This window comes from Burkholderia sp. BCC0044 (assembly GCF_902832955.1).
Classification (GTDB): Bacteria; Pseudomonadota; Gammaproteobacteria; order Burkholderiales; family Burkholderiaceae; genus Burkholderia.
The window spans coordinates 146,298-169,101 of record NZ_CADFDO010000008.1 but is presented as its reverse complement, the minus strand read 5'-3'; the positions used below and the strand labels follow the sequence as shown (position 1 = coordinate 169,101).

General features: G+C 67.6%; 19 protein-coding genes. 5 read left to right on the top strand and 14 right to left on the bottom strand.

Translation table 11 applies throughout. The features are described from left to right. Positions 1–22: 22 nt before the first annotated feature. The 8 genes from ugpC to HWX14_RS33810 form a co-directional block, all read right to left on the bottom strand. Positions 23–1,132, bottom strand: a complete 1,110-nt coding sequence (ugpC, locus tag HWX14_RS33845) for a sn-glycerol-3-phosphate ABC transporter ATP-binding protein UgpC (protein WP_175886468.1) — start codon at positions 1,130–1,132, stop codon at positions 23–25. A gap of 55 nt (positions 1,133–1,187) precedes the next feature. Further along, a complete protein-coding gene (locus tag HWX14_RS33840) occupies positions 1,188–1,901 on the bottom strand; it encodes an HAD family phosphatase (RefSeq protein ID WP_175886467.1) in 714 nt (237 codons plus the stop codon). Continuing rightward, entirely contained in the window at positions 1,898–2,749 is an 852-nt protein-coding gene (locus HWX14_RS33835) for a carbohydrate ABC transporter permease (protein WP_175886466.1), read from the bottom strand. Before HWX14_RS33835 ends, HWX14_RS33840 begins: the two co-directional genes overlap by 4 nt. After that, positions 2,746–3,693: a sugar ABC transporter permease gene (locus tag HWX14_RS33830; protein WP_175886465.1), complete on the bottom strand. Its 948-nt coding sequence runs from the start codon at positions 3,691–3,693 to the stop codon at positions 2,746–2,748. Before HWX14_RS33830 ends, HWX14_RS33835 begins: the two co-directional genes overlap by 4 nt. A gap of 114 nt (positions 3,694–3,807) precedes the next feature. Continuing rightward, on the bottom strand, positions 3,808–5,133 hold the full coding sequence (locus tag HWX14_RS33825) for a sugar ABC transporter substrate-binding protein (protein WP_175886464.1): 1,326 nt from the start codon (positions 5,131–5,133) through the stop codon (positions 3,808–3,810). Between the two features lie 71 nt (positions 5,134–5,204). Next, a complete protein-coding gene (locus tag HWX14_RS33820; protein WP_175886463.1) occupies positions 5,205–6,569 on the bottom strand; it encodes a D-tagatose-bisphosphate aldolase, class II, non-catalytic subunit in 1,365 nt (454 codons plus the stop codon). Further along, complete coding sequence (locus HWX14_RS33815; protein ID WP_175886462.1) at positions 6,557–7,513, bottom strand: sugar kinase; 957 nt, start codon at positions 7,511–7,513, stop codon at positions 6,557–6,559. Before HWX14_RS33815 ends, HWX14_RS33820 begins: the two co-directional genes overlap by 13 nt. A 96-nt stretch (positions 7,514–7,609) precedes the next feature. Next, positions 7,610–8,386, bottom strand: coding sequence for an L-iditol 2-dehydrogenase (locus tag HWX14_RS33810; RefSeq protein ID WP_048988957.1), 777 nt, complete (start codon positions 8,384–8,386; stop codon positions 7,610–7,612). 338 nt (positions 8,387–8,724) lie between these two features. Here HWX14_RS33810 and HWX14_RS33805 point away from each other — a divergent pair, with 338 nt between their 5' ends. From HWX14_RS33805 to HWX14_RS33790, 4 genes are read left to right on the top strand one after another with little or no spacing between them, the layout of a single operon-like run. Next, positions 8,725–9,186, top strand: coding sequence for a Fur family transcriptional regulator (locus HWX14_RS33805; RefSeq protein WP_126363094.1), 462 nt, complete (start codon positions 8,725–8,727; stop codon positions 9,184–9,186). 46 nt (positions 9,187–9,232) lie between these two features. Next, positions 9,233–10,144 carry a zinc ABC transporter substrate-binding protein gene (locus HWX14_RS33800; RefSeq protein ID WP_175886461.1) on the top strand — a complete coding sequence of 304 codons (912 nt, stop codon included), beginning with the start codon at positions 9,233–9,235 and terminating at the stop codon, positions 10,142–10,144. A gap of 18 nt (positions 10,145–10,162) precedes the next feature. Continuing rightward, on the top strand, positions 10,163–11,053 hold the full coding sequence (locus HWX14_RS33795) for an ABC transporter ATP-binding protein (protein WP_175886460.1): 891 nt from the start codon (positions 10,163–10,165) through the stop codon (positions 11,051–11,053). After that, positions 11,046–11,828 (top strand): metal ABC transporter permease, encoded by a 783-nt coding sequence (locus HWX14_RS33790; RefSeq protein WP_175886459.1) that lies wholly within the window; start codon positions 11,046–11,048, stop codon positions 11,826–11,828. Before HWX14_RS33795 ends, HWX14_RS33790 begins: the two co-directional genes overlap by 8 nt. Before the next feature lie 24 nt (positions 11,829–11,852). Here HWX14_RS33790 and HWX14_RS33785 read toward each other — a convergent pair whose 3' ends face one another. The 4 genes from HWX14_RS33785 to HWX14_RS33770 all read right to left on the bottom strand — a co-directional run bounded on the left by HWX14_RS33785 (position 11,853) and on the right by HWX14_RS33770 (position 16,056). Next, the gene (locus tag HWX14_RS33785) at positions 11,853–12,188 is read right to left on the bottom strand and encodes a hypothetical protein (protein ID WP_175886458.1); all 336 of its coding nucleotides are present in this window, start codon (positions 12,186–12,188) and stop codon (positions 11,853–11,855) included. Between the two features lie 201 nt (positions 12,189–12,389). Then, positions 12,390–13,238: an S-formylglutathione hydrolase gene (fghA, locus tag HWX14_RS33780; protein ID WP_175886457.1), complete on the bottom strand. Its 849-nt coding sequence runs from the start codon at positions 13,236–13,238 to the stop codon at positions 12,390–12,392. Between the two features lie 16 nt (positions 13,239–13,254). Further along, on the bottom strand, positions 13,255–14,361 hold the full coding sequence (locus HWX14_RS33775; RefSeq protein ID WP_011353045.1) for an S-(hydroxymethyl)glutathione dehydrogenase/class III alcohol dehydrogenase: 1,107 nt from the start codon (positions 14,359–14,361) through the stop codon (positions 13,255–13,257). 213 nt (positions 14,362–14,574) lie between these two features. Continuing rightward, entirely contained in the window at positions 14,575–16,056 is a 1,482-nt protein-coding gene (locus HWX14_RS33770; RefSeq protein WP_175886456.1) for an FGGY family carbohydrate kinase, read from the bottom strand. 440 nt (positions 16,057–16,496) lie between these two features. Between HWX14_RS33770 and HWX14_RS33765 the strand changes: the two genes are divergently transcribed. Next, entirely contained in the window at positions 16,497–17,873 is a 1,377-nt protein-coding gene (locus HWX14_RS33765; RefSeq protein WP_175886455.1) for a nucleobase:cation symporter-2 family protein, read from the top strand. Positions 17,874–18,067: 194 nt separating this feature from the next. On the opposite strand, the gene HWX14_RS33760 is transcribed toward HWX14_RS33765, so the two are convergent. Both HWX14_RS33760 and bpeB read right to left on the bottom strand, forming a co-directional pair. Then, positions 18,068–19,591, bottom strand: a complete 1,524-nt coding sequence (locus HWX14_RS33760; RefSeq protein WP_175886454.1) for an efflux transporter outer membrane subunit — start codon at positions 19,589–19,591, stop codon at positions 18,068–18,070. Further along, the gene (gene bpeB, locus HWX14_RS33755) at positions 19,591–22,791 is read right to left on the bottom strand and encodes an efflux RND transporter permease BpeB (RefSeq protein ID WP_175886453.1); all 3,201 of its coding nucleotides are present in this window, start codon (positions 22,789–22,791) and stop codon (positions 19,591–19,593) included. The genes HWX14_RS33760 and bpeB overlap by 1 nt, the downstream gene beginning before the upstream one ends. Positions 22,792–22,804: the final 13 nt, after the last annotated feature.

The window sequence follows — 22,804 nt, the reverse complement described above, 5'->3', positions numbered from 1 at the left end:
CCGCAGGCGCACGTGCCGTGCGTCACGCCGCCTTCGCGTGCACGCTGAGCCGCCGGAACGCCTGCCCGTTTTCGTCGAACAGGTGACAATGCTCGGCCTGCGCATGCACGCGCAGCGCGTCGCCGGTGCGGTACGTGTCGAGCGGCGGAATCCGCGCGATCAGTCCGTCCGGCGCGACGGCCGACTCCGCATACAGATACGCAGCGTCACCGAGCGACTCGACGGCCATCGTCCGCGCGGCGACGCCCGCCGCCGCCGCATCGACCAGCAGATGCTCGGGCCGCACGCCGACGGTCACCGCGGCGCCGCGCTGCAACCCAGCCGCATCGACCGCGACCCGCTGCGTCTCGCCGCTGTCGAAGCGCACGAGCACGCCGCCCGCATCGGCCGATTCGACCGTGCCCTTCAGGAAGTTCATCTTCGGCGAGCCGATGAAGCCCGCGACGAACTGGTTCGACGGCGCGTGATACAGCTCGTTCGGCGTGCCGACCTGCTGCACCGCGCCGCCCGACAGCACGACGATCTTGTCGGCGAGCGTCATCGCCTCGACCTGGTCGTGCGTCACGTAGATCATCGTCGTCTTCAGTTCGTCGTGCAGCCGCGCGAACTCCAGCCGCATCTTCACGCGCAGCGCGGCGTCGAGGTTCGACAGCGGTTCGTCGAACAGGAACACCTTCGGCTTGCGCGTGATCGCGCGGCCGATCGCGACGCGCTGCCGCTGGCCGCCCGACAGCTGCTTCGGCTTGCGGTCGAGCAGGTGATCGATGTGCAGGATCTTCGCGGCCTGCTTCACCGCCTGGTCGATCTCGGGCTTCTTCGCGCCGGCGAGCTTCAGGCCGAACGCCATGTTGTCGTACAGCGTCATGTGCGGGTACAGCGCATACGACTGGAACACCATCGCGATGCCGCGCTTCGCGCTCGGCACGTCGTTGACCTTCGCGCCGTCGATCAGCAGGTCGCCGTTCGAGATGTCTTCCAGGCCGGCGATCATCCGCATCAGCGTGGATTTGCCGCAGCCGCTCGGGCCGACGAACACGACGAATTCGCCGTCGGCGATGTCGAGGTTCACGTTGCGCAGCACTTCGGTGTCGTCGTAGCGCTTCGCGATGTTGCGCAGGAGCACGCTTGCCATGATCTGTCTCCGTTCGTTCGTGATGCGCCGCGTGACACGCGGCGCGCAATCGTTGCTAGTTCGGCAGCACCGCGCCCGTCGCCTGCCAGCGCGCGACGTAGCCGGGCAGCTCGTGCATGTCGTCGAATACGTGACGCGCGCCGATGCTGCGCAGCGCGTCGACCTGGGCCGCCGATGCGTGCCCGCCGCCGACGAAGCCGAGCACGGTCATGCCGGCCGCGGCGGCCGCGGTGATGCCGGTCACGCTGTCCTCGACGACCAGGCATTGCGCGGGCACCGCGCCGAGCGTGCGCGCCGCCGCGAGATACACGTCCGGCGCCGGCTTCGGCCGCGCGACCGAATCCGCGCAGAACAGACGGTCGCCGAAGAAGCGCGCGAGGCCGGTGCGCGCGAGCGCCGCTTCGACGTACGCGCGATAGCTGTTGCTCGCGCACGCGGTCGTCAGCTCGATCGCCGCAAGCGCCGTATCGATGCCTTCGACCATCGGCGCATTGACGGCCGCCGCCTCGACCGCGCGGCGGATCGCGTCGACGTCGTCGTTCGTCAGCGTCCGGCCCACCGCCTCGGAAGCGCCGGCCAGCACGCGCTCGATGCGCAGCCCGAGCAGCGGCATCACGGCCGGCCGCGCATCGACGCCCGGCCAGCGCGCATCGAGTTCGCGCACGATCACGTCGGCGGCGACGGCCTCGCTGTCGATCAGCACGCCGTCGCAATCGCAGATCAGCACGTTGATTCCATGCCCGGTCGTCCCTTTGCCGGCCGCGCTCACTTAACCGCCCCGAACGTGAGCCCGCGCACCAACTGCTTCTGCGACAGCCAGCCGACGATCAGGATCGGCGCGACCGCGAGCAGCGAAGCGGCCGACAGCTTCGCCCAGAACAGCCCTTCGGGGCTCGAGTACGACGCGATGAATACCGTGAGCGGCGCGGCGTTCGAGCTCGACAGGTTGATGCTCCAGAACGCCTCGTTCCACGACAGGATCACGAGCAGCAGCGCGGTGGACGCGAGCCCCGGCAGCGCCATCGGCATCAGCAGGTAGACGATCTCCTGCCACGTCGACGCGCCGTCGATGCGCCCGGCTTCCAGGATGTCCTTCGGGATCTCGTTGAAATACGTGAAGGTCATCCACACCGCGATCGGCAGGTTGATCAGCGTGTAGACGATCACGAGCCCCGACACCGTATCGAGCAGCCCCGCGTTCTTCCACAGCAGGTAGATCGGCACCAGTACGCCGACCGACGGCATCATCTTCGTCGACAGCATCCACAGCAGCACCTTCTGCGTGCGGTGGTTCGGGAAGAACGCCATCGCGTACGCGGCCGGCACCGCGAACAGCAGCGAGATCACCGTGACGCCGGCCGAGATCAGGATCGAATTCCACGCGAACCCGAAGTAGTTGCTGCGCGCGAACACCTCGCGGAAGCTGTCGAGCGTCGGCATGAAGAACAGCGACGATGCGTACGCCTGCTGCTCGGTCTTGAACGCGGTGATTGCCATCCAGAAGATCGGGAAGAACAGCAACAGCGCGATCAGCCACGCGAGCGTGCCGGGCAGCGCGCGCCGCACGAGGTCGAATGCAGCCGGCGTGCGCCGGCTTTCCAAAGTCAGGTCGCTCATTTCTCGTACTCCCCCTTCAGGTTGCGCGCGAGCATCCGCACGAGGAAGAACGACACGACGTTCGCGACCACGACGGCGATGATGCCGCCCGCGGACGCGAGGCCGACGTCGAACTGCTGCAGGCCGAGCGCATAGATCAGGTACGACAGGTTGGTCGTCGCGTCGCCGGGGCCGCCGCCGGTCGTCGTGTAGATTTCCGCGAAGATCGACAGCAGGAAGATCGTCTCCATCATCACGACCACGGCGATCGCGCGCTTCAGGTGCGGCAGCGTGATGTAGAAGAACATCGCGATCGGGCCGGCGCCGTCGATGCGCGCGGCTTCCTTCTGCTCCTGGTCGAGCGACTGGATCGCGGTGAACAGGATCAGGAACGCGAACGGCAGCCACTGCCACGCGACGATGATGATCACCGCGGTCAACGGGTAGTCGGCGAACCAGTCGATCGGCGTCATCCCGAGCGCGCGCATCGCGTTCGCGACGAGCCCGTACACCGGATGCAGGATCATGTTCTTCCAGATCAGCGCGGAGACCGTCGGCATCACGAAGAACGGCGCGATCGCGAGCAGGCGCGCGACGCCCTGCCCGTAGAACTTGCGGTCGAACAGCACGGCCATCAGCACGCCGCCGACCACGGTGATCGCGAGCACCGCGCCGATCAGCACGAGCGTGTGCCAGATCGCGGGCAGGAACGACGGATCGGTCGCGAGGAAGCGGTAGTTGTCGAACCCGGCGAAGCCCTTCACGTCCGGGTTCAGCAGGTTGTAGCGCGAGAACGAATACCAGATCGTCATCGCGAGCGGAATCGACATCCACAGCAGCAGCACCGCGACGGACGGCGACACGAGCCAGCTCGCGCCGCCGCGCGCACGGCGCGGCGCGCCGGGCGGCGACGACGCGTCGCCGACCGACGGCGCGTGACTCAGGGGAAGACGCAGGTGACGCATGATCGGAGTCCCTCCGGTTGATGCGCGGGCGCGAACGGCGCGCCCGCCTGTCAGCCTCGCCGGCCCGCGCCGTGTGCCACGGCGCACGATGCAGGCCGCGCGACGGCTTGCGCGTTACTTCTTGTAGCCGGCCTGCCGCACTGCGCGGTCGGCGGCGGCCTGGCCCGCGGCGAGCGCCTGGTCGACCGACATCTGGCCCGCGACCGCACCCGCGATCGACTGCCCGACCACCGTGCCGAACGACTGGAATTCAGGAATCCCGACGTACTGCACGCCCGTGTACGGCACCTTCTTCAGCGACGGATCGTTCGGGTCGGCCGTCTCGATCGCCTTCAGCACGAAGTCCGAGAACGGCGCGGCGGTCTTGTACTCGGCGCGCTGATACGTCGACGTACGCGTGCCCGGCGGCACCGACGCCCAGCCTTCGTCCTTGCCGACCATCTCGATGTACTGCTTCGACGTCGCCCACGCGATGAACTTGCGCGCGGCGTCCTGCTGCTTCGACGTCTTCGGCACGGCCAGCGCCCATGCCCACAGCCAGTGCGAGCCCTTCGGCGTCGCGGCGACCGGCGCGGCCGCGAAGCCGATCTTGTCGGCCACCTGCGACTGCTGCTTGTTGTAGAGCATCCCGGCCGCGACCGTCGCGTCGATCCACATCGCGCACTTGCCGGACGCGGTCAGCGTCAGGTTCTCGTTGAAGCCGTTCGAGCTCGCTCCCGGCGGGCCGTTCTTCTTCAACAGGTTCACGTAGAAATTGATCGCCTTCTTCCACTCGGGCGACGTCAACTGCGCGTTCCAGTTTTCGTCGAACCAGCGGCCGCCGAACGTGTTCACGACCGTCGACACGTACGCCATGTTCTCGCCCCAGCCGGCCTTGCCGCGCAGGCAGATCCCGTAGGTGCCCTTCGACTTGTCGGTGAGCTTGTCCGCGAATTCGGCGATCTGGTCGTAGGTCGGCTGGTCGGGCATCTTCAGCCCCTTCGCCGCGAACAGGTCCTTGCGGTAGAACGTCATCGAGCTTTCGACGTAGAACGGCAGCGCGTACAGCTGGCCGTTGTACGACAGGCTGTCGCGCGCGGTCTTCACGATGTCGTTCAGGTCGTAGTCGGCGGGCAGCCCCGTGATCGGCGCGAGCCAGCCGCGCTTGCCCCACTGCGGCGTCTCATAGGTGCCGATCGCCATCACGTCGAACTGGCCGCTGCCGGTCGTGATGTCGGTCGTCGCGCGCTGGCGCAGCACGTTCTCCTCTAGGATCACCCAGTTCAGCTTGATGTCGGGGTTCGCCTTCTCGAACGCCGGCGACAGCTTCTTCAACTCGATCATGTCGGGGTTGTTCAGCGTCGCGATCGTCAGCGTGCCGGCGGACGCCGCGCAGGCCGCCGTCGCGAGCGCGGCTCCGGCGAAACAGCGTGCGGCGGCGTCGAGCATCTTTCGTTGCATGGCATGTCTCCTGTGATTGTTCGAAATGTCGTCGGTCTTGCGTGGTGTTGCGTCGTTTCCTTCGCGGCCCGTCATGCCGGCCGCTGCATCCCGCACGCGCGCGCATAGTGCGCGATCACGTCGCGTATCCGGTGGCGCACCCAGGCGCGCGGCTCCTTCGCGAGGCCGCCCGCGCGGCATGCCGCGTAGACGTCCGGCAGCCACTGCGCGACGAGCGTTTCCGGCACCGGCTGCCGCGCGAGGTTGCCGAACAGCTGCTCGACCGCGGCCGCGACGGCCGGCTGCAGCCAGTAATAGCGGATGCGGTCGCTGTAGCTGAACTGGCGCGCGAGCCGCTGCGCGGTCTCGTCGCCGCGGTAGTACGGCGCCCAGTGTTCGGGCTGCGCGCGCATCGCCGCATCGACGACCTCGCGCAACCGCGAGCGCTGCGCGACGTCGTCGATCAGCGCGTCCTCGATGAACGTCAGCGCGAACAGCGCCTCGCGCAGCGCGAACGTCAGCGCGGGGCCGACCTTCAGCACCGCGAAGTGGTCGCGCACGAGCGCCGCGAGCGCGGCTTCGGTCTGATAATCGGTCGAATGCGCTTCGAACACGAGGCGCGGTGTTTGCAGGATACTCGCGCCGAGCGACGCCGCCTTCGCGCTGTCGTAATCGAGCACGTGGCGATCGTCGAAGTCGACGCCCGGCTGCGCGACGATCGCGACGACGCGCGTCCACGCATCGTCGAGCCCGGCCGCCGAGAACGCGCGGCGGTGCGCGTCGAGCGTCGCCGCGATGCTGTCGCCACGCGTGACCGCGATCTGCGCGATCGCATCGCCGCTCGCGTCGCTACCGGCGTCGCCGCTCACTTCGCCGCCCGGCGTCGGCACCTCGGTGCCGATCACGTAGACGGGCGCGATGCCGGCGCGCGCCGCCGCGTCTTCCGCGACGCGGCACAGCTCGGCCGCGCGCGCGGCGATCGTGCGATCGTCGAGCCGCGCCGGATCGTCCGCGCACGCCATGCTCGCATCGAGATGGATCTTTTCGAAACCGGCTTCGACGTAGGCCGCGACCATCGCGGCCGCTTCACGCATCGCGTCGGCCGCGCGGCGGTGCCGCCACGGGTTCGGGCCGAGATGGTCGCCGCCGAGCACGAGCGCCGACGGCGCGAGGCCGCAGCGCGCGGCGATCGCATCGACGTCGCGGCGGAAATCGGCGGGCGTCATGCCCGTATAGCCGCCGAGATGGTTCACCTGGTTGCAGGTCGCCTCGATCAGCAGCGGTGAGCCGTCCGCGCGCGCGGCTTCGCACGCGGCCTCCAGCACGAGCCGGTGCGCGCTGCAGATCGAATAGATGCCGCGCTGCGCGTCCGCGCGGTTCGCGTCGAAGATCATCCGCAGCACGGTGTCCGCGTGCGCGGTGCGCGTGCGCTCGGCAACGGTCGTCAGGCCGGACATGCGATACCTCGTTCGGTCAGGAAGCGGTCGATCTCGGCCGCGCTGCTGTTGCCTTCCATCGGGCCGCGCCGCGTGACCGCGATCGCACCGGCCGCGTTCGCGCGGCGCAACGCGACGTCGACGGCCAAGCCCGCGACGAGGCTCGCGACCAGCGTGCCGCCGAAGCAGTCGCCCGCGCCGGTCGGATCGACTTCGTCGACAGGATAAGCCTGCGCGTCGACGCGGCTCGCACGATCGAACGCGACACTGCCTTGCGCGCCGCGTTTGAGCACGACGCGCTCGAGCAGCGGATGCGTCGCGAGCAGGCCCGCGATCGCCCGCTCGGCCGGCTGCGGCCCGCAGAAGAACGGCAGGTCGGCTTCGCTCGGCAGGAACAGGTGGCATGCGGCGAGCATCTCGTCGAGCGCCGCGCGCATCGGGCGGAAGCTCAGCATTTCCGGCCGCACGTTCGGATCGAACGACACCTTCGCTCCCGCGCGCGCGGCCTCGATCACGCCGCGCTGCACGGCCGCGATCGCCGACTCGCTCGTCAGCGACGAGCCCATCACGTGAAAGTAGCGGCAGCCGTCGAACATTGCGGTGTCGACGTCGGACGCATCGACGCACGCGGCCGCACTGGTGGACAAGCTGAACACGAAACTGCGCGAGCCGTCGTCGCGATACGCGACGAACGCCGTGCCGGTCGGGCGGGCGACGCGGCGGATGCGCGCGACGTCGACACCGTCGCGTTCGAGCCGCGCGACGATCGCATCGCCGAACGCGTCGCGCCCGACGCAGCCCGCATACGCGACGCGCGCGCCGAGCCGCGCGGCCTGGTCGGCGAAGATCGCGGGCGCGCCGCTCGGAAACGGTCCTTCGAACAGGCCGGGCGTATCGAAACCCTGGCCGCGCTCGGCGGCGACGAATTCGGCCAGCAGTTCGCCAGCGACGACGATCTCGGCCATCAGGCGCGCCCTCCTCGTTCGACGGCGGCCGCGGCGTGCGGCGATGGCGCCGCGTCGCGGGCCGGCTGGCGACTGGCGCGTGCGAGCGGCGCCATGTCAGCTCATCCAGTTGCCGCCGTCGACGTTCAGCGTCTGGGCGGTGATGTAGTCGGCGTCGGCCGACGCGAGGAACAGCGCGGCGCCCGTCAGGTCGCCCGGCACGCCCATGCGCCCGAGCGGCACGGCTTCGCCCACGAGCCGCTTCTTCTCGCCGAGCGGCCGGTTCTCGTAGCGCGCGAACAGCGCATCGACCTGCTCCCACATCGGCGTGTCGACCACGCCCGGCGCGATACCGTTCACGTTGATCCGGTGCGGCGCAAGCGCGAGCGCGGCCGACTGCGTATAGCTGATCACCGCGGCCTTGGTCGCGCAGTAGTGCGAAACGAGCGCCTCGCCGCGACGGCCGGCCTGCGACGACATGTTGACGATCTTGCCGCCGCGCCCCTGCTCGACCATCCGCTGCGCGACCGCCTGCATCAGGAAGAACAGCCCTTTCACGTTGACCGAGAACAGCCGGTCGAACACGTCCCACGATTCGTCGAGGAGCGGGCGCATGTCGAACAGCGCCGCGTTGTTGAACAGGATGTCGACGCCGCCGAAGCGCTCGACCGCCGTGGCGACGATCCGCTCGATGTCGTCGCGGCGCGTGACGTCGGCCGTGACGGCCACCGCGCGGCCCGGGTTGGCCTCGATCAGCCGTGCGAGCGAGCCGCCTGCCGGCTTCACGTCCACGAGCACGCAGCGCGCGCCCTCGTCCAGATAGCGTTGCGCGACCGCCTCGCCGATGCCGCTTGCGGCGCCCGTCAGGATCGCGACCTTGTCTTCCAGTCTCACTGGTTGTCTCCGGTTCGTTCTGCTGCACGACGGCCGCGAAGTGAGCGAACGCTCGCGGACCGATCAATTGCTCTGTTAGTGATCGAATGATCGGATACGCGATACGCGCTGTCAAGACGACGTGACGGCTTTCTATGACGCGCTGCGGCACGACGGCACGCGACGACGCCTCGCCGCGCACGCCCCGCAAGGCGCGGGCCGCACGGTGCGGCGCAGTGGTATCGACGATGAAGGGGACGGAGCGAGGACGGGAAAAGGTGGAAACGGAATTCGCGCTGCACGGCGCGACGATACGTTATATCATCACGATACTGTGTTTCATCGCCCTGCTTCACGCCATGGCTACCTCATCGTCCATTGACGCCCGGCTGTCCCGGGCCGACGCATTCGCCGCCGAGCACGGGCTCGCGTGGACGCCGCTGCGCCGCCAGGTCTATGAACGCGTGCTCGTCGCGCAGCGCCCGATCGGCGCGTACGACCTGCTCGCCGAACTCGAACCGCAACGCGGCCGCGTGCCGCCGACGACCGTCTATCGCGCGCTGGATTTCCTCGTCGAGCACGGCTTCATCCACCGGATCGAATCGAAGAACGCGTTCCTCGCGTGCTGCGAGATCGGCGTGCCGCACGAAGGCCAGTTCCTGATCTGCGATTCGTGCGGCGACACCGTCGAGATTCCCGGCGGCGACCTCGCGAAGCAGTTGTCCGCGAGCGAGCCCGCGCACGGTTTCGAAGTCCACCACCAAGTCGTCGAGCTGAGCGGCCTGTGCGGGCACTGCAAGCGCAAGCCCGCGCAGCGCTGACGCCGCATCGCGCGGCGCACCCGCCGCCCTTCCAACGAGGAGTTCCATGTCCCTTGCCCTGAAGCGCGCGCCTCGGCGCGCCCTGTCGCCTGTCCGCTGGCTGGCCGCTGCCGTCGCCGCGCTGTCGTTCACCGCGCCCGTGGTCGCGCAGGCCGCGACCGTCAACGTCGTCGCGGCGGAGAATTTCTACGGCGACGTCGCGTCGCAGATCGGCGGCCGCCACGTCGCGGTCACCAGCATCCTCAGCAATCCGGATCAGGACCCGCACCTGTTCGAAGCGAGCCCGAAGACGGCCCGCGCGCTGCAGCACGCGCAGGTCGTGATCTACAACGGCGCCAACTACGACCCGTGGATGGGCAAGCTGCTCGGCGCATCGAAACAGGCGAAGCGCGCGACGATCGTCGTCGCCGATCTGGTCGGCAAGAAGGCCGGCGACAACCCGCACCTGTGGTACGACCCGGCGACGATGCCGGCGGCCGCACGCGCGATCGCGGCCGAACTCGGCCGCGCCGACCCGGCGAACAAGGCCGAGTACGATGCGAACCTGCAGAAGTTCGTTGCGTCGCTGAAGCCCGTCGACGACAAGGTCGCCGCACTGCGCGCGAAGTACAAGGGCGCGCCCGTGACGGCCACCGAGCCCGTGTTCGGCTACATGTCGGACGCGATCGGCCTCGACATGCGCAACCAGCGCTTCCAGCTCGCGACGATGAACGACACCGAGGCGAGCGCGCAGGACGTCGCCGCGTTCGAGGGCGACCTGCGCAAGAAGCAGGTGCGCGTGCTGATCTACAACAGCCAGGCCGAGGAACCGATGACCAAGCGCATGCTGAAGATCGCGCGCGACGGCGGCGTGCCGACCGTCAGCGTCACCGAGACGCAGCCGGCCGGCAAGACCTTCCAGCAATGGATGACCGGCCAGCTCGACGCGCTCGCCAACGCGCTTTCAGCCGGCAAGTAATAAGACAACCGTAACGACATGACCGCCACTCCCCACGCCCTCGCACTCGATCGCGTCACGCTCGAACTGGGCGGACGCACGATCCTGCGCGACGTCAGCTTCTCGGTCGAGCCCGGCGAATTCGTCGGCGTGCTCGGGCCGAACGGCGCGGGCAAGACGACGCTGATGCGCGCGGTGCTCGGCCTCGTCCCCGTGTCGGCCGGCACGCTGTCGGTCGGCGGCGTGCCGGTCGTGCGCGGCAACGCATCGATCGGTTACATGCCGCAGATCAGGAGCGGCCTCGCGAACCGCCGGATGCGCGGCTACGATTTCGTCGCGATGGCCGCCGACGGCCACCGCTGGGGCCTGCCGCACACGAACGCGGCCACGCGCCGCGACGTCGATCGCGTGCTCGATCTCGTCGGCGGCACGTCGCTCGCGCGCCGGCCGCTGTCCGAACTGTCGGGCGGCGAACGGCAGCGCCTGCTGCTCGCGCAATGCCTGCTCGGCAGCCCGAAGCTGCTGCTGCTCGACGAGCCGCTGATCAGCCTCGACCCGAACCACCAGCGCGGCGTCGTCGAACTCGTGCGCAACGTGCAGCGCGAGCTCGGCATCACCGTGCTGTTCTCCGCGCACGAACTGAATCCGCTGCTGAACGCGCTCGACCGCGTGCTGTATCTCGGCAACGGCGTCGCGGCGCTCGGCACCGTCGACGAGGTGATCACGAAGCCCGTGCTGTCGCGGCTCTACGGATCGCCGATCGACGTGATGCGCGTGAACGGCAAGATCTTCGTGATGTCGGGCGACGTCGAGATCGAGAAGCACGATCACGAACACGAGGACGACGACGGTCACTCGCACGGCGGTGGCGGCGGCCACGGCCATCATCACCACGGACACGCTCATCCCGGGCATTCGCACGATGTTTGAATACGACTTCATGATCAACGCGTTCGCCGCGTCGGGGATCGTCGCGGTGCTCGCGGGCATCGTCGGCTATTTCCTGGTGCTGCGCGGGCAGACCTTCGCCGGCCACGCGCTGTCGCACGTCGGCTTCACCGGCGCGACGGGCGCGGTGCTGCTCGGCATCTCGCCGATCTGGGGGATGGTCGGCTTCACGCTCGCGGCGGGGATCGGCATGGGCGCGCTCGGCGAAAAGCTCGCGGGCCGCGACGTCGCGATCGGCGTGATCCTGTCCGGCGCGCTCGGCTTCGGCCTGCTGTTCCTGCACTTCTACACGTCGTTCGCGACGCAGGTCACCGCGCTGCTGTTCGGCAACGTGCTCGCGGTCAGCCACGACACGCTCGCGGTGCTCGCGGGCATCGGCGCGGTGAGCCTCGCCGCGCTCGCGCTGATCGCGCGGCCGTTGCTGTTCGCGTCACTGCAGCCCGAACTGGCCGAAGCCAAGGGCGTGTCGCTGCGCATGGTGTCGGTGCTGTTCCTCGCGGTGTGCGCGCTCGCAGTGGCCTCGGCGACGCAGATCGTCGGCGTGCTGCTCGTGTTCACGCTGCTGGTCGGGCCGGCGGCGGCCGCGCAGAACGTGTCGACGCGACTGTCGACGGGCGTGCTGCTCGCCGCGCTGTTCGCGCTGTTCGAAGCGTGGGCCGGCATCGTGCTCGCGTATCACACCGACTGGCCGACGAGCTTCTGGATCACCGCGCTGTCGGCGCTCGTGTATGGGGCGAGCTTGTTGCGCAGGGCATGATGACTTGCATGCGCGTGGATGGCGTTACGAGATCGCTCTCCATGCGCACACCACCGTTGCCGCGAGGATTAGGAACCCGATCCAGGGTTTGGCACCTGTGGCCCTGGACCTCGCGAGCAACACGACCTGTGCGATCGCAACGACCATGAGCAATGCATAGCTGACCAGCGTATGGTCGCCAGTTTCGTCCTTGATCGCGTCGATCGCGACGGTTGGATCGATTTCATGCATCCACGCATACTTGTTCCCGGTGATCGTGATAACGACAAGCAATCCGACGACGCATGCGACATGAATGACGAAGCGAAGGAGACCCCGGTTCGGGGAGTTGTTTGATACCTCGCAAACCATGTCGCCCATTCAGGTCAAAGCCTCGCTCGAACAAATTCACCGCGATTAAATCGTCGATCATTATTCGGCGAATCGATTTGGCATCCTATAGAACGAGTACGAATTTGCAGCGACAGGTGATTTTTCCGGGCGGGCGCCCCGGCTGAATGCGTAGCGAAGGATGACAGCCACGTCGCCCGCTGAAGCGCAACGACGTGGCGTCAGGGCGGCTCACCGCGCAAGCACACGCGCATGATGCGCGAGGTGATCGGCGATGAACGTCGAGATGAAGTAGTAGCCGTGGTCGTAGCCCGGATGACGGCGCAGCGTCAGCGGCTGGCCGGCCTTCGCGCACGCGGCTTCGAATACGTCGGGGTTCAGCTGGTTCGCGAGGAACTGATCGGCGAGCCCCTGATCGACGAGGATGCCATCCGCGAACTTCGGCGCATCGGCACGCGCGACCAGCTCGCTCGCGTCATGCGCCTTCCACGCATCGCGATCGGCGCCGAGATAGCCGGAGAACGCCTTCTCGCCCCACGGGCAGCGGGTCGGCGCGGCGATCGGCGCGAACGCCGACACCGACCGGTACAGCCCCGGATGACGCAACGCGAGCGTCAACGCCCCATGCCCGCCCATCGAATGGCCGAAGATGCCGAGCCGCGCGCCGTCGATCGGCAGCTCGGCCGCGACCAGCTCGCGCAACTCGCCCGTCACGTACGACTCCATCCGGTAATGCGTCGACCACGGCGCTTCGGTCGCATCGACGTAGAAGCCCGCGCCGACGCCGAAGTCCCACGCATCGGTCTCGCCCGGCACGCCCGCGCCGCGCGGGCTCGTATCGGGCATCACGAGCGCGATCCCATGCTGCGCCGCGTATTGCTGCGCACCGGCCTTGATCGCGAACGTCTCGTCGGTGCACGTGAGCCCCGCGAGATAGAACAGCGCCGGCACGCACCCGTGCGCGGCCTGCGGCGGCAGATACACCGAGAACTTCATCGACAGGCCGATGGCCGCCGAATCGTGACGGTAGAAGCGCTGCTCGCCGCCGTGGCACGCATGCGAGGAAACGAGTTCGAGCATGGCGGTGCGCTCCCGGTCAGTACAGCACGACCGAGCGGATCGACTCGCCGGCCTTCATCAGGTCGAAGCCTTCGTTGATCCGCTCGAGCGGCAGCGTGTGCGTGATCAGGTCGTCGATGTTGATCTTGCCTTCCATGTACCAGTCGACGATCTTCGGCACGTCGGTGCGCCCGCGCGCGCCGCCGAACGCCGAGCCCTTCCACTCGCGGCCCGTCACCAGCTGGAACGGACGCGTGCTGATCTCCTCGCCCGCTGCCGCCACGCCGATGATGAACGACTGGCCCCAGCCCTTGTGCGTGCACTCGAGCGCCTGGCGCATCAACTTCACGTTGCCGACGCATTCGAACGAGTAGTCGGCGCCGCCGTCGGTCAGCTGCACGATGTGGTCGACGACGTTCTCGACTTCGTTCGGGTTGATGAAGTGCGTCATCCCGAACTTCTTCGCGAGCTCGACGCGCTTCGGGTTGATGTCGACGCCGATGATCTTGTCCGCGCCGACCATCTTCGCGCCCTGGATCACGTTCAGGCCGATCCCGCCGAGGCCGAACACGACCACGTTCGCGCCGGCCTCGACCTTCGCCGAGTACACGACGGCGCCCACGCCCGTCGTCACGCCGCAGCCGATGTAGCAGATCTTGTCGAACGGCGCGTCCTCGCGCACCTTCGCGACCGCGATCTCCGGCACGACGATGTAGTTCGAGAACGTCGACGTGCCCATGTAGTGGAACAGCGGCTTGCCGTCGAGCGAGAAGCGCGACGTCGCGTCCGGCATCAGGCCCTTGCCCTGCGTCGCGCGAATCTTCTGGCACAGGTTGGTCTTGCGCGACAGGCAGAACTTGCACTCGCGGCATTCGGGCGTGTAGAGCGGAATCACGTGATCGCCCTTCCTCAGGGTGCCGACGCCGGGGCCGACGTCGACCACCACGCCCGCGCCTTCATGGCCGAGGATCGCCGGGAAGATCCCTTCCGGATCGGCGCCCGACAACGTGTAGTAGTCGGTGTGGCAGATGCCCGTCGCCTTCACTTCGATCAGCACTTCGCCTGCGCGCGGCCCTTCGAGATCGACTTCCTCGATCGTCAGCGGCGCACCCGCCTTCCATGCAATCGCGGCTTTCGTTTTCATCGTGTCACTCCTGTGTGTCGGTGAGATCGGCCCGGGCCGGCGTGCGGCGCCGGCCGGGGTTTCATGCAAAGCGGTCGAAGCCGTGCCGCGCGGCACGGCGCAAGCATCTCGTGCTCGCCATGATGGCCGCTCCCGCCGCGCATCGCGTGCGGGAAACGGTCGTCGGCTTGCCAGGATGCGTCATCGCTGGCGCAAAAGAACAAGTGTCCGAGTTTAAACGCCCGTCGTGAACCATGCATCCGTGCGGGCGTACAGATCGACGAAACGTGCGTGGCGTACGGCCAGCTGGCAATCGTCGTGCGGTGCGGCAACCGGCGATGCGCTCGGCGCCAGCGCGCGCAACGCGTCTTCCTGCCAGTGCCCGATCGCGACGCCCGCGAGCAATGCGGCGCCGCGCGTCGCGGCGTTCGGGCAATCGATCGCGTGCAGCGACGCACCGAGCGCGTCGGCGAGCAACTGGCGCCAGCGCGGATCGACCGAGCCGCCGCCCGCGAGGCGCAGCGTCGTCACCGCATCGCTGCGATCGGCATCGCGAATTGCATCGAGCCCCGCGCGCAACGCGAACGCGACGCCTTCGAATGCGGCGCGCATCATCGCGCCGCGCGTGTCGCCGAGCCCGAGGCCGAGCCAGCCGCCGCGCGCATCGGGGTTCATCCACGGCGAACGCTCGCCGGTCAGGTACGGCAGGAAGCACAGCCGCTCGGACGCCGGCTGCGCGAATGCGTCGTCATACGCGTCGGCCCATCGCGCGTAGCCGAGCCAGCCGCGCACGGCTTCGAGCGCGAGCCCGACGTTCTGCATCGCCGCCATCGTGTAGTAGCCGCCGCCGGCCGCCGCGCGATAGCGATGCAAGCCGCGCCGCGCGGGCGGCAACGCATCCGCGAGCACGACGATCTGCCCGCCGCTGCCAGTCGTCAGCAGCGCATCGCCGGCCGCGGCCAGCCCGCTGCCGAGCGCCGCGCACGCGGTATCGGCCGCACCCGTCGCGAGCGGCACGCCGGCCGGCAGGCCGAGCGCGGCGGCAGCCTGCGCGCCGAGCACGCCGCAGCGCGCGGTGGACGCACGAACCGGCGCGAAGCGATCGGCCGGCAGGCCGAGTGCGTCGATCAATGCACCGTCCCACTCACCGTCGGGCGTCGCGAGCGCCGTTGCGCACGCGTCGCTCGGATCGGCGGCGACGTCGCCGCCGAGCGCGATGCGCAGCCAGTCCTTCGGCTGGACGGCCCAGCGCGCGGCACGCAGCGCATCGGGTTCGTGCAGCGCGAGCCAGCGCAACAGCGGTCCTGCCATGCCGGGCGCGACGGGGTTCGGTGGGACAGGCAATCCGGCGACGGGCAATCCGGCGGCGGGCAATCCGGCGGCGGCCCAGCCGGCCGCATCCGCCTCGCGCACCGCGCGCGTGTCGGGCCACAGCAGCGCGGGCCGCACCGGCTGGCCGGCCGCATCGATCAGCACGACGCCATGCATCTGGCCCGAAAAGCCGATCGCCGCGACCTGCGCGCGCTCGTCGGCCGGCAGCCGCGCGGCCGCGCGCACGAGCGCCTGCCACCAGGTGTCGGGCGCGATTTCCGCCCAGCCGGGCTGCGGCGACGACAACCCATAAGGTTCGCTCGCGACGGCCCGCTCGACGCCGTCGGCATCGAGCGTGACGAGTTTGACGGAGCCGGTGCCGAGATCGATTCCGAGCAGGCGCATGACGTGAGGGGGATTCGTATGAACGGATGTCGATGATAACGGGATCGCGATGTGCGCCCCCCCTTTTTGCCGCCGCTGCGACGCATCGAAAGTGCGCTCGGGCCGCCGCGTTCCACCGGGCCGCACCTTGCACGCAAAAGCGGGCGTTCGCGGGTTAACCCGGCACGATTTCCGCACACCGCTTTTTGCCACTATGCGGCCCACCCGATACACACCATAAAGCAGCCCATATTTGGCAGGGGGGCCGGCGCTATTTTGAAGCGCTATAAAACCGGTAGACCTCACTCCTGCGGCAGTTTCCCGATGATCGCGCCCCTGCTCCATACCGAAATGGCATATCGAACCAGCAAAGAACGGAATAGAACCCAGTGCTCTTGTTGCATGGATTCATTCCGAATAACTTCGTATCACCCCGAAAACAAGATCATGGAGTGAGACAGATGCAATCGAACACGGTCCATCCGTGCGATGAGGTGCTGCCGACCGGCAAGCTGGTAACGCTTGGCCTGCAACACGTCCTCGTCATGTACGCCGGCGCCGTCGCCGTGCCGCTTATCGTCGGCGGCGCGCTCAAGCTGCCGAAAGACCAGATCGCGTTCCTGATCAGCGCCGATCTGTTTTCGTGCGGCATCGCCACGCTGATCCAGACGCTCGGCCTGTGGATCTTCGGGATCCGCCTGCCCGTCATCATGGGCTGCACGTTCGCGGCAGTCGGCCCGATGATCGCGATCGGCACGAACCCCGGCCTCGGCATTCTCGACATCTTCGGCTCGACCATCGCGGCCGGCATCATCGGCATCGTGCTCGCGCCGACGATCGGCAAGCTGCTGCGGTTCTTCCCGCCGGTGGTCGTCGGCACGGTGATCGCCGTGATCGGGCTGTCGCTGATGGAAGTGGGCATCAACTGGGCGGCCGGCGGCGTCGGCAACCCCGAGTACGGCAGCCCGGTCTATCTCGGCCTGTCGCTGCTCGTGCTCACGCTGATCCTGCTGATCAACAAGTTCGGCCGCGGCTTCATCGCGAACATCTCGGTGCTGCTCGGCATCGTCGCCGGCTTCGTGATCGCGTTCGCGATCGGCCGCGTGAACACGGAAGGCGTGTCGCTCGCGCCGTGGGTCGGCTTCGTGATGCCGTTCCACTTCGGCTGGCCGCACTTCGACCCGCTGTCGATCGCGACGATGGTCACGGTGATGTTCGTCACGTTCATCGAATCGACCGGCATGTTCCTCGCGGTCGGCGACATGGTCGATCGGCCGGTCAACCAGGAGCGCCTCGTGCGCGGCCTGCGCGTCGACGGCCTCGGCACGCTGATCGGCGGCATCTTCAACTCGTTCCCGCATACGTCGTTCTCGCAGAACGTCGGCCTGATCGGCGTGACGGGCGTGAAGAGCCGCTTCGTGTGCGCAACGGGCGGCGTGATCCTCGTGCTGCTCGGCCTGTTCCCGAAGATGGCGCAGGTCGTCGCGTCGGTGCCGCCGTTCGTGCTCGGCGGCGCAGGGATCGTGATGTTCGGGATGGTCGCCGCGAACGGCATCAAGGTGCTGTCGAAGGTCGACTTCGTGAACAACTCGCACAACCTGTTCATCGTCGCCGTGAGCGTCGGCATGGGCCTCGTGCCGGTCGTGTCGCCGCACTTCTTCTCGAAGCTGCCGCCCGCGCTCGCGCCGATCCTGCACAGCGGCATCCTGCTCGCGTCGGCCAGCGCCGTGATCCTGAACATCGTGTTCAACGGCGTGAAAGGCGAAAAGGATGCGCGCTGCGAGATTCGGCGCGCAGGGCACGACTTCGACGGGCGGCCCGCCGACGTGCACCACTGATCGCGCCGCGCCGGACGATGGCGCGCAGCGGTAACGAAAAGCGCCACGGCATGCCGTGGCGTTTTGCTTGATTCCCCGCACGATTCGACAGCGCAAAAGAAAACGCCACGAACTGTCGTCCGTGGCGTTCTCGTTTCCGCATACAGCCGGTTCGAAGCGCAAGCGCGGCAAACCGCGCCCGCCCCTCTCTGTACTTACCCGTTCGTCGCAGTCGCCGACGCAGGCGCCGGAGCCGCCGCCTTGTCGTAGTCGACCGGTGCATCCGGCGCGCGCGGCGCTTCGCCTGCACGCTGGATCCACCCACCGCCGAGTGCGCGGTACAGGTCGACCAGGTTCGTCCAGCGCGCCAGACGCGCGCTGATCAGCGTCTGCTGCGCGGAGTACAGATCCGTCTGCGCGGTCAGCACCGACAGATAGCTGTCGACACCGTTCTTGTAACGCAAGTCCGACAGATCGAAGCGACGCTGCTGCGCGTGCTCGTTGCGCTCCAGCGCCGCGATCTGCTGGTCGTACGTGCCGCGTGCGGCGAGCCCGTCCGACACTTCGCGGAACGCCGACTGGATCGCCTTCTCGTAGTTCGCGATCTCGATGCGCTTCTGCACATGCGCGAGGTTCAGGTTCGCGATGTTCTGACCGCCTTCGAAGATCGGCATCGTGATCTGCGGCGCGAACGACCACGCCGCCGTGCCGGCCTTGAACAGCCCGCCCAGCGTCGGGCTGCCGGTGCCAAACGCGCCCGTCAGCGAGATCTTCGGGAAGAACGCCGCGCGCGCCGCGCCGATGTTCGCGTTCGCGGCCAGCAGCGTCTGCTCGGCCTGCATCACGTCCGGACGACGCGTCAGCAGATCCGACGGCAGGCCAGCCGGCACGTCCGTCAGCAGGTTCTGCGCGTCGAGCGGCATGCCGGCCGGCAGATCGTCCGGCAGCGGCTCGCCGATCAGCAGCACCAGCGCGTTCAGCGCCTGTGCGCGGGCACGCGCCTGCGCCTGCTGGTTCGCGAGCGCCGTCTCGACCACCGTCTGCGCCTGACGCAGCTCGAGCTCGGAGCCCGTGCCGTTGTCGAACTGCAGCTTGGTCAGGTCGTACGACGCCTGCGCGGTCTTCAGCGTGTCCTCCGTGACCTTCAGCAGATCGTCGGTCGACAGCAGCGTCAGGTACTGATCCGCCACCTGCGACACCAGCGAGATCTCGAACGCCTGCCGCGCGTACGACGTCGACAGGTACTGCGCGAGCGCCTGATCCTTCAGGCTCTGCACGCGGCCGAACAGGTCGAGCTCCCACGACGCCGACAGCCCGACGTTGTAGGCGCGCGAGATGTACGGCGCACCGGTCTGCGAAAGACCCTGCGGCACGCGCTGGATGCTGCCCGTGCCCGTACCGTCGAGCGTCGGGAACAGCCCCGCACGCGTGATCTGGTACTGCGCACGCGCCGCCTCGATGTTCAGCACCGACACGCGCAGGTCGCGGTTGTTTTTCAGCGCGATCTCGATCAGCCGCTGCAGGCGCGGATCGACGAAGAACTCGCGCCAGCCGATGGCGGTCGCCGCCTGGCCGTTCGCGCTGCGCGCGCCGGCCGCGCCCGGCTGCGTCGCGTAGACGCCGCCGGCCGGATACGCCTGCGCGACGGGTGCGTCGGGCCGCGTGTAATGCGGCGCCATCGTGCACCCCGTGGCAAAGAGCGCGACTGCGATTGCAGTCAAAGCGTGTTTTTGCATCATCACTGTCCCTTGTTGCCTTCGTCGCCGTTGCCCGGCTTCTCTTCGTGGTGCGAGTGCTCCTGAGCCAGGCGCAGCGCCTCGTCGGCATCTTCCTTCTCGCCGCTGAAGATCGCACGGATCTTCACGAAGAACATCGGGATCATGAAGATCGCGAGGAACGTCGCCGTGATCATCCCGCCGATCACGCCCGTGCCGATCGCGTGCTGGCTGGCCGACCCCGCGCCATTGCTGATCGCGAGCGGCATCACGCCGAGAATGAACGCGAGCGACGTCATCAGGATCGGACGCAGCCGCAGGCGCGCCGCTTCCAGCGCGGCCTCGATCGGCCCCATCTTCTCCGTCACCTGAAGTTCGCGTGCGAACTCGACGATCAGGATCGCGTTCTTCGCGGACAGGCCGACGGTGGTCAGCAGGCCGACCTGGAAGAACACGTCGTTCTCGAGGCCGCGCATCGTGGCCGCGAGCAGCGCACCGATCACGCCGAGCGGCACGACCATGATCACCGAGAACGGGATCGACCAGCTTTCATACAGTGCCGCGAGACACAGGAACACGACGAGGATCGAGATCGCGTACAGGATCGGCGCCTGCGAACCGGACTGGATTTCCTGGAACGACAGGCCCGTCCACGAATAGCCGATACCGACCGGCAGCTTCTTCGCGAGCGTTTCCATCGCGGCCATCGCCTGACCGGTCGACTTGCCCGGTGCGGCCTGACCCTGGATTTCCATTGCCGACACGCCGTTGTAGCGCTCGAGCTTCGGCGAACCGTACGTCCAGTGACCGGTCGAGAACGCGCTGAACGGCACCATCCCGCCCGACCCGTTGCGCACGTACCAGATGTTCATGTCTTCCGGCGTCATCCGGAACGGCGCGTCGGCCTGCACGTACACCTTCTTGATCCGGCCATCGGTGTCGAGGAAGTTGTTCACGTACTTCGACGCCCACGCGATCGAGAACGTCTGGTCGATCGCATCCGCCGTCACGCCCAGCGCATTCGCCTTCTCGCGGTCGATGTTGACCTTGTACTGCGGCGTATCGTTCAGGCCGTTCGGACGGACACCCTGCAGCGTCGGATCCTTCGACGCCATCCCGAGCAGCTGGTTACGTGCGGCCATCAGCGCATCGTGGCCGAGACCGGCGTTGTCCGTCAGCTCGAAGTCGAAGCCGGCGGCCGTACCGAGTTCCGGAATCGACGGCGGGTTGAACGGGATCACGAGCGCGTCCTTGTAGCTCCCGTAGCGCCCGAACATCCGGCCGATCAGCGCCTGCACCTTCTGGTTCGCATGCTGACGCTGCGAGTAGTCCTTCAGGCGCACGAACACGAGACCGGAGTTCTGACCGCGGCCCGCGAAGCTGAAGCCGTTGACCGTGAACGCCGATTCGACGATTTCCTTCTCGTCCTTCAGCAGGTAGTCGGAAATGTTCGCGAGCGTCTTCGCGGTCGTTTCCTGCGTCGAACCCGACGGCGTCTGCACGATCACGAACATCAGGCCCTGGTCTTCATCGGGCAGGAACGACTTCGGCAGGCGCACGAACAGCAGCCCGACCGCGACGATCACGACCAGATAGATGATGAGCCAGCGGCCCGAGCGCTTGATCACGTGGTGCACGCCGACGTGGTACTTGTCGCGGCTGTTGTTGAACGTGCGGTTGAACCAGCCGAAGAAGCCCTTCTTCTCTTCGTGATGGCCCTGCGGGATCGGCTTGAGGATCGTCGCGCACAGTGCCGGCGTCAGAATCAACGCGACCAGCACCGACAGCACCATCGCCGACACGATCGTCAGCGAGAACTGACGATAGATCGCGCCGACCGAGCCGCCGGAGAACGCCACCGGCACGAACACCGCCGACAGCACGAGCGCCACGCCGACGAGTGCGCCGGTGATCTGGCCCATCGCCTTGCGGGTCGCCTCCTTCGGCGACAGCCCCTCTTCCGCCATCACGCGCTCGACGTTCTCGACCACCACGATCGCATCGTCGACCAGCAGGCCGATCGCGAGCACGAGACCGAACATCGACAGCGTGTTGATCGAGAAGCCCACCAGCGACATGATCGCGAACGTACCGAGCAGCACGACCGGCACCGCGATCGTCGGGATGATCGTCGCCCGCAGGTTCTGCAGGAACAGATACATCACGAGGAACACGAGCACGATACCTTCGAGCAGCGTCTTGACCACTTCCTCGATCGACAGCTTCACGAACGGCGTCGTGTCGTACGGATACTTGACGACGAGGCCGTGCGGGAAGAACGGTGCGAGCTCGTCGATCTTCGCGCGCACGGCCTTCGCGGTCGCGAGCGCGTTCGCGTTGGTCGCGAGCTGGATACCGAGTGCCGCGGTCGGCTGACCGTTGTACTTCGTGTCGAAGTTGTAGTTTTCGCCGCCGAGGCCGATCTGCGCGACGTCCTTCAGGCGAACCTGCGAGCCGTCCTGATTGACCTTCAGCAGGATGTTGCCGAACTGCTCGGGCGTCTGCAGCAGCGTCGATTCGGTGATCGTCGCCTGCAGCACGGTGCCCGGCGTGGCCGGCGTGCCGCCGATCTGGCCGCCGGCGATCTGCACGTTCTGCGCGGTGATCGCCGAGCTGACGTCGACCGGCGTGAGGCCGTAGTTGGTCAGGCGGTTCGGGTCGAGCCAGATCCGCATCGCGTACTGCGAGCCGAACAGCGTGACGGTACCGACGCCGTTCAGCCGGCTGATCGGATCCTTCACGTGCGACGCCACGAAGTTCGCGAGGTCGTACTTGTTCATGCTGCCGTCTTCGGAGTTGAAGGCGAGCACCAGCAGGAAGCTGCTGCTCGACTTCGTGACCGACAGACCGAGCTGCTGCACGACCTGCGGCAGAACCGGCGTCGCGAGCGACAGCTTGTTCTGCACCTGCACCTGCGCGATGTCGGCGTTGGTGCCCGGCGCGAAGGTCAGCGTGATCGTTGCGTTGCCCGAGTCGTCACTCGTCGACGACATGTACAGGAAGTTGTCGAGACCGCTCATCTGCTGCTCGATCACCTGCGTCACCGTGTCTTCCACCGTCTTCGCGGAAGCGCCCGGGTAGTTCGCGGTGATCTGGATCGATGGCGGCGCGATCGTCGGATACTGCGAGATCGGCAGCGTGAAGATCGCCGCAATCCCGGCCAGCATCAGGATGATGGCGATCACCCACGCGAAGATCGGGCGATCGATAAAAAACTTTGCCATGAAACAGGCTCCC